13 protein-coding genes are annotated in these 12,136 nt (G+C 46.5%); 5 read left to right on the top strand and 8 right to left on the bottom strand.

All coding sequences use genetic code 11. The features are described 5' to 3' along the window. Positions 1 to 52: 52 nt before the first annotated feature. Positions 53 to 250 carry a hypothetical protein gene (locus CSW98_RS10870; RefSeq protein ID WP_100800502.1) on the bottom strand — a complete coding sequence of 66 codons (198 nt, stop codon included), beginning with the start codon at positions 248 to 250 and terminating at the stop codon, positions 53 to 55. Between the two features lie 187 nt (positions 251 to 437). Further along, positions 438 to 1,778, bottom strand: coding sequence for an amino-acid N-acetyltransferase (gene argA / locus CSW98_RS10865; protein ID WP_100800501.1), 1,341 nt, complete (start codon positions 1,776 to 1,778; stop codon positions 438 to 440). Between the two features lie 162 nt (positions 1,779 to 1,940). On the opposite strand from argA, the gene CSW98_RS10860 reads away from it, so the two are divergent. The 3 genes from CSW98_RS10860 to tcdA all read left to right on the top strand — a co-directional run bounded on the left by CSW98_RS10860 (position 1,941) and on the right by tcdA (position 4,483). Continuing rightward, the gene (locus tag CSW98_RS10860) at positions 1,941 to 2,372 is read left to right on the top strand and encodes a DUF2850 domain-containing protein (RefSeq protein ID WP_100800500.1); all 432 of its coding nucleotides are present in this window, start codon (positions 1,941 to 1,943) and stop codon (positions 2,370 to 2,372) included. Between the two features lie 24 nt (positions 2,373 to 2,396). Further along, positions 2,397 to 3,554, top strand: coding sequence for a murein transglycosylase A (mltA, locus tag CSW98_RS10855; RefSeq protein ID WP_100800499.1), 1,158 nt, complete (start codon positions 2,397 to 2,399; stop codon positions 3,552 to 3,554). A gap of 158 nt (positions 3,555 to 3,712) precedes the next feature. Beyond that, the gene (gene tcdA, locus CSW98_RS10850; RefSeq protein WP_100800498.1) at positions 3,713 to 4,483 is read left to right on the top strand and encodes a tRNA cyclic N6-threonylcarbamoyladenosine(37) synthase TcdA; all 771 of its coding nucleotides are present in this window, start codon (positions 3,713 to 3,715) and stop codon (positions 4,481 to 4,483) included. Positions 4,484 to 4,541: 58 nt separating this feature from the next. Here tcdA and CSW98_RS10845 read toward each other — a convergent pair whose 3' ends face one another. From CSW98_RS10845 to CSW98_RS10820, 6 genes are all read right to left on the bottom strand, one after another. Continuing rightward, positions 4,542 to 5,141 carry a DJ-1 family glyoxalase III gene (locus CSW98_RS10845; RefSeq protein ID WP_100800497.1) on the bottom strand — a complete coding sequence of 200 codons (600 nt, stop codon included), beginning with the start codon at positions 5,139 to 5,141 and terminating at the stop codon, positions 4,542 to 4,544. Further along, positions 5,138 to 6,031 carry a 2-dehydropantoate 2-reductase gene (panE, locus tag CSW98_RS10840; protein WP_100800496.1) on the bottom strand — a complete coding sequence of 298 codons (894 nt, stop codon included), beginning with the start codon at positions 6,029 to 6,031 and terminating at the stop codon, positions 5,138 to 5,140. The genes CSW98_RS10845 and panE overlap by 4 nt, the downstream gene beginning before the upstream one ends. Next, positions 6,032 to 7,384, bottom strand: a complete 1,353-nt coding sequence (locus CSW98_RS10835; RefSeq protein ID WP_100800495.1) for an AmpG family muropeptide MFS transporter — start codon at positions 7,382 to 7,384, stop codon at positions 6,032 to 6,034. Positions 7,385 to 7,418: 34 nt separating this feature from the next. Then, complete coding sequence (locus CSW98_RS10830; RefSeq protein WP_100800494.1) at positions 7,419 to 7,970, bottom strand: peptidylprolyl isomerase; 552 nt, start codon at positions 7,968 to 7,970, stop codon at positions 7,419 to 7,421. Continuing rightward, complete coding sequence (locus CSW98_RS10825) at positions 7,970 to 8,545, bottom strand: YajG family lipoprotein (RefSeq protein WP_100800493.1); 576 nt, start codon at positions 8,543 to 8,545, stop codon at positions 7,970 to 7,972. Before CSW98_RS10825 ends, CSW98_RS10830 begins: the two co-directional genes overlap by 1 nt. Positions 8,546 to 8,639: 94 nt before the next feature. Then, the gene (locus tag CSW98_RS10820) at positions 8,640 to 9,770 is read right to left on the bottom strand and encodes a methyltransferase (protein WP_100800672.1); all 1,131 of its coding nucleotides are present in this window, start codon (positions 9,768 to 9,770) and stop codon (positions 8,640 to 8,642) included. Between the two features lie 345 nt (positions 9,771 to 10,115). On the opposite strand from CSW98_RS10820, the gene CSW98_RS10815 reads away from it, so the two are divergent. Both CSW98_RS10815 and CSW98_RS10810 read left to right on the top strand, forming a co-directional pair. Further along, the gene (locus tag CSW98_RS10815; protein WP_100800492.1) at positions 10,116 to 10,433 is read left to right on the top strand and encodes a BolA family protein; all 318 of its coding nucleotides are present in this window, start codon (positions 10,116 to 10,118) and stop codon (positions 10,431 to 10,433) included. A gap of 361 nt (positions 10,434 to 10,794) precedes the next feature. Next, positions 10,795 to 12,135 carry a Na(+)-translocating NADH-quinone reductase subunit A gene (locus CSW98_RS10810; RefSeq protein ID WP_100800491.1) on the top strand — a complete coding sequence of 447 codons (1,341 nt, stop codon included), beginning with the start codon at positions 10,795 to 10,797 and terminating at the stop codon, positions 12,133 to 12,135. Position 12,136 lies beyond the last annotated feature (1 nt).

Raw genomic sequence — 12,136 nt, 5'->3', positions numbered from 1 at the left:
TTAATTTCAGACCCGGAACTGGTACAGCGGGTTCAGGCCGGGTCTGAGATTATTATAGCGATGGCACCACATCCATAGTGGTTTCGGCAAACGAGACATGACCGATATGGTGTCGTTTCTGACAATGCATAATCATTCTCTTTACCGTTTCAGTTGCATGAAATACACAGTGCACATTCATGCCTTTCAGAAAGTCATTTTCCGCCATATCCAGAAAGCTCTGGGCTGAGTTACATATGATGGTTTTCATTATAAATAATCACTTATCAAAATAATGATGGATTTTTCTGTTTAACTCTATGGTGAATAATCGTGTTTCTGCCTGACCGTATTGGCTACTAATCAAGCGGCCGCTATCCTACCAAAGAGAACCACAATAGGAAAGAAAAATGTGATGCCGATCACTTATTTTTTTAGGGCTTCCTTAATTATCAAGCTCAATCCATATTCAGAGCCAGGATCTTGGATTTTCTCTGGTAGTTGTACAGCCCTTGTTTTTCCATTGGTAGTTGTGCAACTGAAATTTCCTCAAATCCCTGTTCCCGAAACCAGTGCAGGCTGTGTGTCGTCAGAACGAAGATCTGTTCTATCCCCAATTTTTTTGAACGTATTTTGATATGGTTAAGCAGATCCAGACCCCGATTATCGTCCCGGTAATCAGGATGAATGGCGACACAGGCCATTTCGGCCATTTTATCCTCAATATAGGGGTACAGAGCCGCACAACCTATGATCAGACCGTCTTTCTCAATGATGGTAAAGTGAGAAATTTCCTGCTCCAGCTGTTCTCTGGAGCGGCGCACAAGGATGCCTTGTTCCTCCAGTGGGCGGATTAGATCCAAAATACCGCCGATATCATTAATCTGTGCGGTACGGATCTGTTCGGCACTCGCCATTACAACCTGAGTTCCGATACCATCAAAGGAGAACAGTTCCTGAATCAGGGCTCCGTCGATGTTGTAGCTGATCAGATGGCTTCTTGGTACTCCGGCACGGCAGGCCGAGACAGAACCTCGCAGAAAACGTAATGTGCCCGTACTTTCATTTTTGTCCGGGTTGAAGTCTTGTTCCAGCTTATGCAGCAGGGCTTCAGCATCTGAAGGCAGCAGTTCTGCAACCACATTGCCTTTATTGTCCAGAATGCCCTGCTCTGAGCAAAAACCGATGAGTTTTTCCGCTTTGAGACGAATAGCGACCTGAGTAGCGACTTCCTCAGAGAGCAGGTTAAAACATTCCCCGGTAACGGAGCTGGCAACCGGTCCCAGCAGAACAATTGAGCCCTGCTCCAGTGTACGGTTGATGCCGTCAACATCGATCCTGCGTACTCGACCGCTATGACAGTAGTCAATGCCGTCATCCACTCCCAGTGGCTGGGCAATAATAAAATTACCACTGACAACGTTAAGCTGGTTTCCCGCCATAGGGGTATTATTCAGGCTCATTGATAGCCGTGCGGTAATGCTTAGCTGAAGTTGTCCTGCTGCCTGCATAACCAGACCAAGTGCTTTTGAATCCGTTACCCGGATACCTTTATGATAAGGGGTAGTATAATTATTCGAATCCAGTATTCGATTGATCTGTGGTCTGGCACCATGTACCAGAACAATTTTTACCCCAAGACTGTGCAGCAGGGCAATATCGCTGATGATATTGGTAAAGTTCGGAGCATCAAAGGCTTCTCCTCCCAGAGTGATTACCATTATCTTTCCGCGGTGGGCATTGACGTAGGGTGTTGATTGTCTGAACCCTTTAACAAGTGCGGTACTTCTGATCTTCATTTACATGGCTCTCAATGAATGGTTATACATGTATATTGAATTAAAATTCATGCATATTCAAATGATTTTTGGCCTGTGGCGCAAGTTCTGTAATTACAGGTTTACCCTATACTTATTCTATGTAATTAGTATGACTCTTATTTCATTGGTGACCGTTTATTTATGGCAATAAGTTCAAAGAGTAAGCAGCGAAAAGAAACGGAAAAAACATTACGTGTACGCAGGGCTGTACTGGCTGTTTCCGTTATGATTACCGCAATGATTTTTACTGCGGTCAGTGTCTGGTATGCCCGTTATGAAGAGGATAAGACCAATCCTGCGCATATCTACGGGAAGTGGGTTGAACAGAATGTGCCTGAGTATGTCAGGGACAGCTTTGTTGTGAGTGAAGAAGGGGTCTATATCGAAGAACGGCTCATCGACACGGATTATATTTTTGACGGTAAAAGCCTGACATACACCTATCAGGGAAAAGAGTATAAATATTTGATAAAAGATTCAAAAGCAACTGTTATGCAGCGAGTCTCTCCTTTACACTATCAGTCGGTTTTTCATTTGGCAGGAAAATACCAGCCGAAAAAAACAACGCCTTAACCCTCAGCAAACGGATAGCCTTCAGTGTTAAAACGAATTTCTCCTTTTCTCCTGGTTCTTATCATTGCCGGTTGTGCCCGGCCTACAGATCGTGCTCAACAGTATTTGGATCCAGAATTTACGACCCCTCTGACTTCTGTCAGTGATATTCATTCCAACGCACCCCGTAATTTTTCTGCATTTAACCGGCAGGCGGAGATGGTGACAGAAAATTCACCTTCTATGGCCGAGAAGTATCAGCCATTGTATACGGCATTGTCTGAATGGATTATGCAGAGCGGAGAGCTGTCTGAATTACCGGGGTACGGGATACAGTTTGCTCAGCTAGGTGGAGGTGATGATCGGGGGAATGTACTGTTTACCGGGTATTTTTCGCCGGTCATGGAACTAAGGCATCAGCCGGATGACCGGTTTAAATATCCGGTTTATTCAGTGCCAGAAACGTGTGCAGAGCAGTGTCCGACCCGGGCTGAGATATACAGTGGTGCTCTGGATGGTCAAGAGCTGGAGCTGGGTTATGCCGAGAATATGATTGATCCTTTTATTATGGAAGTTCAGGGCAGTGGCTTTGTGCATTATGGAGATGATGACACGCTGGAATATTTTGCTTATGCCGGAAAAAATAACCATCCGTACGTCAGTATCGGCAGGGTTCTTATTGACAGAGATGAAGTGCCGCGCGAGAAGATGTCACTAAAAGCGATCAAAGAGTGGGTACTTGCTAACGATGAAGCGACGGTCAGAGAGGTTTTGGAACAGAATACTTCTTATGTGTTTTTTAAACCTATGGCAGCCGCTCCGGTAAAAGGAACGGCGGGTATTCCGCTGATGGCCATGGCTTCCGTTGCCGGAGACAGAAGTCTTTTCCCGATGGGAACGCCAATCCTAGCAGAAGTACCATTGCTGAATGCCGACGGCAGCTGGAGTGGAACTCATGTGCTGAAGCTGTTACTGGTGCTGGATACAGGGGGGGCGGTAACCGAAAGTCATCTGGATCTGTACCATGGTGTGGGGCCGAGAGCGGGTACGGAAGCCGGGCACTATAAGCATTTTGGCCGGGTGTGGAAGCTGGGACTGGCAAATTCTGCGACCCAGGATCCATGGCTGACTGAGCAGGATAAAGCGTCTTTATTGCCGGAACCAGAACTTGAGGCAGGTACTGCTGTAGAGCCCAGAGACTAGAATGAATACAAAATTACCGTCATTCTTGTGAGGGCAGGAATGACGAAGGGCTTATAGCTAAAACTTCTTACATAGAACCCGCATTCCTTGATTTCATTTTGGGAAGTTATTAAGCTCTGCGCTTCTTAATTCAGGTACATATTGTATAGGTTAAAAACATGCGTGAGATAACCGAGCCAGCTTCTGAAGAACATCAGCAGCGTTTTCATAAAACCCGGCTTTTATTTGGTAACAGTGATGTTGAAATCCTGAGACGAGCGCATGTTTGTGTCGCTGGTATTGGTGGTGTAGGATCATGGGCTGTTGAAGCCCTTGCCCGTACCGGTGTGGGTGAACTTACCCTGATAGATATGGACTCGATCTGTATTACGAACTCCAACCGTCAGATCCATGCTAATGCAGAAACACTGGGGCGGCGTAAAGCGGAAGTGATGGCCGAGCGGATTAAAATGATCAATCCCGAAATTAAAGTAAATGTTATCGATGATTTTCTGACTCCGGAAAATATCAGGGATTACATCAGCAAAGATTTTGATTTTGTACTGGATGCCATAGATCGAATTCAATCGAAAGCGGCGCTAATTGCCTTCTGTAAGAGCAATAAGATTAAGATTATTACTTCTGGCGGTGCAGGCGGTCAGTTGGATCCTACACAGGTAACTGTAGCAGATCTGTCACGTACTATTCATGATCCACTGGCGAAAAAGGTGCGAGATATCCTGCGTCGTCAGTATAACTTCAGTAAAAACCCGGAGCGTAAATTTGGTGTGGATTGCGTGTTTTCTACCGAGCAGGTGAAATATGCCCCATTTGATAAAGAAACCGGAGAACCGGTGGGTTTTGGTACTGCTCTGGCCACGACGGGAACCTTTGGCTTTATTGCTGCATCTAAGATCATCCAGAAGATACTGAATAAGCACAGAAAGTAACCGTATTGTCATTGTCACTCCCGCGCATCTGCGCAGGAGTGTTGCTTAGCGTTAATCTTTATTCATCCTCAATATCCTGATAATGCAGTGTGGGCAGGGTTATCATCGGTTCTGCTACTTTCCACGCATGCTGCTTTCCGGACAGACGTGTAATGACTTCCATCGCAAATTCCAGTGCGGATCCCGGCCCCTGACTGGTTATTAGCTTGTGGTTAATATCTGTGGTTACCCGTTTTACCCGCCACTTATCTTCCGGAATATGTGACTGGAAACTTGGATAACAGGTCATCAGGGCGTCCGGATACAGGTTATGGGTCTGGAGAACCAGAGCCGGGGCGGCACAAATAGCGGCGACCCAGCGACCATCATATTTCTGCTGTCGGATCATCTCGACCAGTAAGGTGCTGTCTCTGAATGTTTCACTGCCGCCCAGTCCCCCGGGCAGGACAATAGCATCAAATTCATTGTCCGCAATATCGATCAGTTTACAGTCTGCAGTCAGTATGGTTCCGTGTGCTCCGGTGATAGTCAGGTTACCATCGAAGTCAGCACTGGCAACGGTTACCTGATAGCCGGCTCTGCGCAGAATATCAATGCAGGTGACGGCTTCCATTTCTTCTGTTCCGGGGGCTACAGGGACTAAAATTTGTAGTGTCATGGTGTTCTCCAGCCTTGTTCAATCCGTTTTATCTTAGCGTAAAGTGCCTGATTAGCAGGAATTGATATATGGTGCAATTCGGCTTTAGCACACAGATAGCCGGTAATATAATCAATTTCACTCTGCCTGTGGTGGCAAATATCCTGCTGCATTGATGAATAGTTTTCTGCAGTCGCGGTAATAACAGTCCGGACGTCGTTTTTCAGTTCAGAAGTACTGATTGTAATGCCTTCTTTCTGCATCACCTCTGAAACTTCCTGGATAATGGTATCCAGCTGTTCAGCATAGCGGTTTTCTGCCAGTCTGCCATTCTGGCACTGCTCCAGAGCCGTCAGCGGATTGATGGCGCAATTAATCGCAAGCTTCTGCCAGAGGGCCCGGTAAATATCCGCAGTCCAGATAACCTCCGGCAGTGCGTGATGCAGTACCGCAGCCAGAAATGAGCATGAGTTTCCTCTCTCATTGAAAGGGCCAAGTCGGGTGAGACCTGAACCGGTATGTTTTACTGTGTCTGATGTTGGTTTTATCGCTGCCTGAGTTGTCGTTGCCAGTACGACAGGAAACGGACAGAGCTCATGACTTATCTGTTCTACAGCACCCATGCCATTGTGCATAAACATCAATATCGTATCCGGATGCAGTTTGGACAGTAGTGGCAGAATGGCATTTTTAACCTGCCATGCTTTAACGGTTATCAGAATCAGGTCACTCCGTTCAAGATCTTCGTCGTTATTGGCCGGGAATGTGACGGCAGGATTATCATCCATCTGTATGGTGTGTGTCGTGGCTTCTGCAGCTCTTAGCCACAGAGTGACAGTATGACCTGCACTGGCCAGATTGCAGGCCCAGAGAGAGCCGACAGCTCCGGCTCCCAGAATCGTAATATTCACTTAATCTTCCCTTTGATGGGCTTTTTCCAGTAGTGTAGTGAAATAGCTCCGTAAAGAGTACAGCATCAGCAGGCTTGGGATAACCATGCAGGCGGTAAGTACAAAAAACAGTGACCAGTCGTTAAGATAATCTGCCAGTTCACCACTGAAGGAGGCCAGAGTTGTTCTGCCGAAATTACCTAGTGAAGCCAGCAGGGCATACTGAGTTGCGGAAAATGCCTGGCCGGTCAGTATCGTCAGAAACGATACAAAGGCTACGGTGGAGAAGGCGGTGGTAAAGTTGTCAACGATAATGGTTGCCAGAAACAGTTGTTCATTAGGCCCGGCATGAGCTATCCAGGAGAACATCAGGTTGCTGGATGCCATGGCAATTCCCCCAATCATAAGACCACGGACGATACCAAATTTTACGTTAACCATACTGCCGACAAAAGTGAAGAACATGGTTACACCCCAGCCGATTAACTTGGAGTAGTGGCCTATTTGCTCATTGCTGAACCCCACTTCTTTATAGAAAGCGATCGACATCCGTCCCAGAAAAGCTTCACCTATCTTGAACAGGAAGACAAACAGCAGAATAGTCAGTGCAACCTGAACGCCATTTCTGCGAAAGAAATCCAGAAACGGCTCAATAACGGTAACGGTGACCCATGCTGCCACCTTTGAGCCCAGCAGGTGAGAATGGCGGTCTTCAGCCTGATGTTGCAGGATTTCCCGCTGAGTCTGTGGTTCTCCGACCAGCAGGGTGAACAGCATCAGCAGACCGACAATCACAGCCATACCATAAAAAACACCATTCCAGCCGATACTGTCGGCATTAACAAAAGCCAGATAGCCGGGAAGCGAATAGCCTGTCCACCAGCCGATAACCGCCATTGCCGATGCCTGCGGTAATTTTTCCGACTGGGATTTGGGAAAAGTATCGATCCGGAAAGCATCGACGGCAATATCCTGTGTGGCTGATGCGGTAGCAATCGTGAGAGCCAGTATCGAGGTAAGCATCAGATTATCAGCCGGATTGACTCCGGCAATCAGCAGAGTACCGAGAAGAATGACTGTCTGACAGAGAAATATCCAGCTTCTGCGCTGGCCAAGCAGCTGATGCAATAATGGAAGTTTTACCCTGTCAACCAGAGGTGCCCAGAGGAAGTTGACTGCATAAACGGCAAAGACGGAACCAAAATAGCCAATCGCAGCCCGGGTCAGGCCGGCATCTTTCAGCCAGCCGGACATATTAGAGCCGATAAGCACCCAGGGAAAACCGCTTGAGCAGCCAAGCATAAACACCCAGAGCAGACGTCTGTCCAGATAACTGCGGAAGGTTTCCAGCCATGACATCTTATGCTCCGTCATTGATTACTCCGTATATTAGGCAATGGTCAGCCTGTTATTTCTGCAGATACACTTTTTGGATCACAATTGGAACAACGGGGACGTCACGATAATGCCCCTGAGAATGTGTCGGTTTAGTTGCCATTTCCTGTACAACATTAAATCCCCGGATGACCTTACCAAAGACAGCATAGCCAGCATTACTGCGGGTATAGTTCAGAAAATCATTATCTGCGTAGTTGATAAAAAATTGCCGGGTGGCGGAATCCGGAACATTGGTTCTGGCCATGGCAATAGTGGCCGTATTATTCGGCAGACCATTAGCGGCTTCATTGACGATCGGTGCATAAGAGGGGCGCTGCTCCATGTCAGTATTAAATCCACCCCCTTGAGCCATAAATTTGGGAATTACCCGATGGAAAATCGTACCTTCATAGCTACCGTCATTGACATATTTTAAAAAGTTAGCGGTTGTTACCGGTGCTTTTTCTGAATCCAAATCAACGGCAAACTGACCCAGAGTTGTATCAAAGATAACGACCGGGGCTGCTGATACATAGGTACTCAGACAGGCAAGAGTGAGCAGAAATGTCTTTATTCCTGACATCAGAAACGCTCCTTCATATAACCCAGCAGTTCCTGATCGTAAGCAATTTCTTTCAGGATCAGATCGGTGACGTCATTCAGTACTTCTTCAATTGATTCATCCGATGCACTGAATGTTCCAGTCCGGTGAGCTTTACCTCGGTACGTTTTAACCATTTTTCCGGCCGGAGTTTCTGCCGTAACCTGAATAACCGCTCGGGCAGTCATTTCATTGGCCATAATGCTGTGTTCAACATTAATCAGCAGTTCCTGTACCTCTACAGAAAGAGAGTTTTCGCTGTTGACTGAAATCTGAAATCCCTGAGACGTCAGTTGGTCAAACAGAGCGGACTCCAATGAAATCCGGACATTCTGTCGGGTATGAACCGGCTGGATATTATTATGACCACTATCGATAAGGGCAACGTACTGAGCGGAGCGGACATCTTTACTTTCCAGAGCCAGATAGAGACCGTCAACCAGTTTTTGTCGGCTGAGTGTCGGGTGCGGAATAAAATTGATCTGAGGTTCTTCCTGTTGTGGAGATGAACATGCTGCAAGTAATACAAGTGAGGCAGCAATAAACAGTTTTCTCATGGTGTTATTTCCTTTTCTGGGAGTAATCCGGCTTATCCTTACACTGATCGGTGCGGATTACTATAACTTAATCTGTCAGAACGATAATAGTGAACTATTTAGTCGCTTGTAAAATAATAAATTTATTGTTCTGTGCCACAGTTTTTACCTGTCCTTTACCGAACAGGCGGGATAGTTTTACATCGTAGCCGAGATGACGGTTACCAATAACCAATAAATGCCCCCCGCGGCTTAAAACATGTCTGGCATCACAGAACATCTGCCAAGCAATATGATCCGTAATAGCTTGTTGCTGGTGGAACGGAGGATTACAGAGTACCAGAAAGCTGCTCTCTTGTTTAAATCCATCCAGACAGTTATTGGCGATGCACTGGATATTTCGTTCACTACCCAGATTCTTTTCCAGATTCTGTCGTGCAGAATCAATAGCCATAAAACTTTCATCCACACAGGTTATTCTTGCCTGAGGGTTGAGCTGTCCGGCTTTTATTGCCAATACACCATTACCACACCCAAGGTCAATAATATGTTTCAGCTCCGGATCCTGAGGAATATGGCTGAGCATGAAGCGTGCGCCGAGATCCAGACTTTCTCCTGAATAGACATTGGGATAGTTGTCCAGAGTAATATCGTCATCGTCAAGAACCCAACGGGTGATCGGATCAATTTCCGGTATTGGGCTGATATCCGGACGGGAGAATATCAGGCGGTGTTTTTTCCATGCCAGTGAAGTGGTCGTGGTTCCAAGATATTTTTCAAACAGGTTTAACGTTGAAGTATGAATCTCCTTAGCCTTATTCACGCCAATCACCGGGCAGTTTTCCGGTAACTGAGTTCTGAGCTGATGTAGTTGCCAGGTAAGCATCCGGTTATTTTTAGGCAGCTGCATCAGAACAAGATCAATATGTTCCGGTAGTGGCTCCATCGCATTTAAACACTGAATTTTATTGCATCGGTTACGTTGCAGGTTTTTTAGCGTAGCACGATGGGCAATAAAAGAGTCGCTCATCATAGTTACTTTGTGCTTCTGTGAGAACCAGCAGGAGAGTGCGCCGAAATGGTCGTTCAGAATCAGGATATGTTGCTGCTCAGGCAAATTCAGTGCTTCTGTATGCTGGATAAGGTACTCATCTCCAGCATCCCATGCCTGAAATAACTCATTTGAGCGCTTGGGAAAGCGAAGAAGAGTAAATGTGTGCTCATTGATGGTTAACTGTGTTTTCACGTCACTCATGATTTGCGCCCTGTTATTTTTGCTGCTCAGCCTGGATTCTGATCGCAGAATAGATGTTGCGCGCATTGTCGCAAAACAGAACCAAACAGGAAACAGAAATTAATCCACTTCAAGCGACCCCCAAGATGTAGTTCTATGAGGTCGGATGACATAGATTATGTTGTGTCTGAAACGGGAAATCAGGATCCGGAACACGCAATAGGATATATACTCATTATTGGGTATTAACAGAATGGGAAAGGTTCGGGTAGTTTAGGCTCCGAATAACAAACGGGGTATCTGTTTGTTATTCGGGCATGTCGGGAACCGGTTCCCAAAGCGACAGAGGGATGAAAAATGCTGCAGGAAGTTATAGAGACAAAGCTACATGAGGCATTCAACCCAGCGTATTTATGGGTTGAGAATGAAAGCTATATGCACAATGTTCCGGCGGGCTCGGAAAGTCATTTCAAAGTTATTGTCGTGAGTGATGTGTTTGAGGGTTTGCGTCTTATTCAAAGACACAGAAAAGTGAATCAGATACTAAGTGAAGAGCTGGCCGGAAAAATCCACGCGCTTTCTATACATACATTAACAGAAGAGGAATGGGCTCTGGAGCAGGGAGTGTTCCGCAAAACACCGAGTTGTTTGGGAGGAGATAAAAGCCGGGCCTGACGGACAGACTCTCAGTTGTTAACAAATGTGCGACGGTTCAAAGTTATTGCTGTTTTTGTACAGCCCGACTATTTTTCCGAGAAATAAACGATGAATCAAGGCATTGGTCGTGGTCATGGGCTTGAAAATAGTGCTAAACTCATTAACTAAAATTGCTGGTCACCATCTGGTGATGTGAAAGGCAAATTAATGGAATGTTGCGGCTTTGGCAGATGCTCATTGTCAGAGTCGGACACTGATGTCGTGTTTATATGCAAGGGCGTGTTTATCATTCACCGCCGTCCCTGCCGGAGGCGATGCAAGGATAAACACGCCTTGTGCAAAACAGAATCTTTTTCCCGATAAATAAGTGCAAGTGCGTATGATTACAATAAAGAAGGGCTTAGATCTTCCTATCTCGGGAGCTCCTGCCCAGGTGATAAATGATGGCTGTGCCATCAAAAAAGTCGCCTTGCTTGGCGAAGAGTACGTTGGTATGCGTCCTACGATGTATGCCCGCGTTGGTGATGAAGTGAAAAAAGGTCAGGTTCTTTTTGAAGATAAAAAGAATCCTGGTGTGGTATTCACTTCTCCCGCGTCCGGTAAAGTCGTCGAAGTGAATCGTGGTGCAAAACGGGTATTTCAGTCTATGGTGATTGAAGTTTCCGGTAGTGAACAAGTCACCTTTGATCGCTTTGAAAAAAGTCAGCTGATTTCTCTTGAACCTCAGGTGATCAGGAAACAACTGATTGATTCCGGTATGTGGACAGCACTACGTACTCGTCCGTTCAGCAAGGTTCCCGCCATTGATGCTACTACACAGGCGATTTTTGTGACGGCAATGGACACCAATCCTTTGGCTGCCGATCCCGCCGTAGTTATCAACCAACAACCTGAGGCATTTATTGCCGGTCTGGATGTACTTTCCCGTCTGACGGATGGAAAAGTTTTTGTCTGTAAAAGAGGACAGAGCCTGCCGCGCAGTGAACAACCAAATATTGAAGAACATGTATTTTGCGGTCCTCATCCTGCCGGTCTGGCTGGGACGCATATGCATTACCTTTATCCGGTCAATATGGAACATGTGGCCTGGAGCATAAACTATCAGGATGTGATTGCATTCGGTCAGTTGTTCCTGACAGGGGAGCTTTATACGGATCGGGTTATTGCCCTGGGGGGGCCGGCTGTCAATAACCCTCGTCTGATTCGCACCCGGCTTGGTGCCAGTATTGATGAACTGACTGACGGTGAAATTATTCCGGGTGAAATTCGTGCTATTTCCGGCTCGGTTCTTTCCGGAAGCAAAGCTTCTGGCCCGCATGCTTACCTTGGTCGTTATCACCAGCAGGTGTCTGTGCTGAGAGAAGGACGGGAAAAAGAGCTGTTTGGTTGGGTAATGCCGGGTAAAAATAAATTCTCGGTGACAAAGTCCTTCCTTAGTCATCTGTTTAAAGGTCAGCTATTTAACATGACCACTGCCGTGAATGGTGGTGAACGTGCCATGGTGCCTATTGGTAGCTACGAGAAAGTCGTGCCGCTGGATATGGAACCGACGCTTCTGCTGCGCGATTTGTGTGCCGGTGATACCGATAGTGCACAGCGTCTGGGCGTGCTGGAACTGGATGAAGAAGATCTGGCTCTTTGTACTTACGTATGTCCGGGTAAGTATGAGTTCGGTGCATTGCTTCGCCGCTGTCTGGATACGATTGAGAAGGAAGGGTAAT

The sequence above is a fragment of the Vibrio sp. HA2012 genome (assembly GCF_002812955.1).
Taxonomy (GTDB): Bacteria; Pseudomonadota; Gammaproteobacteria; order Enterobacterales; family Vibrionaceae; genus Vibrio.
Note: the sequence above shows the minus strand (reverse complement) of the source record. Positions and strands in the feature narration are given on the sequence as shown.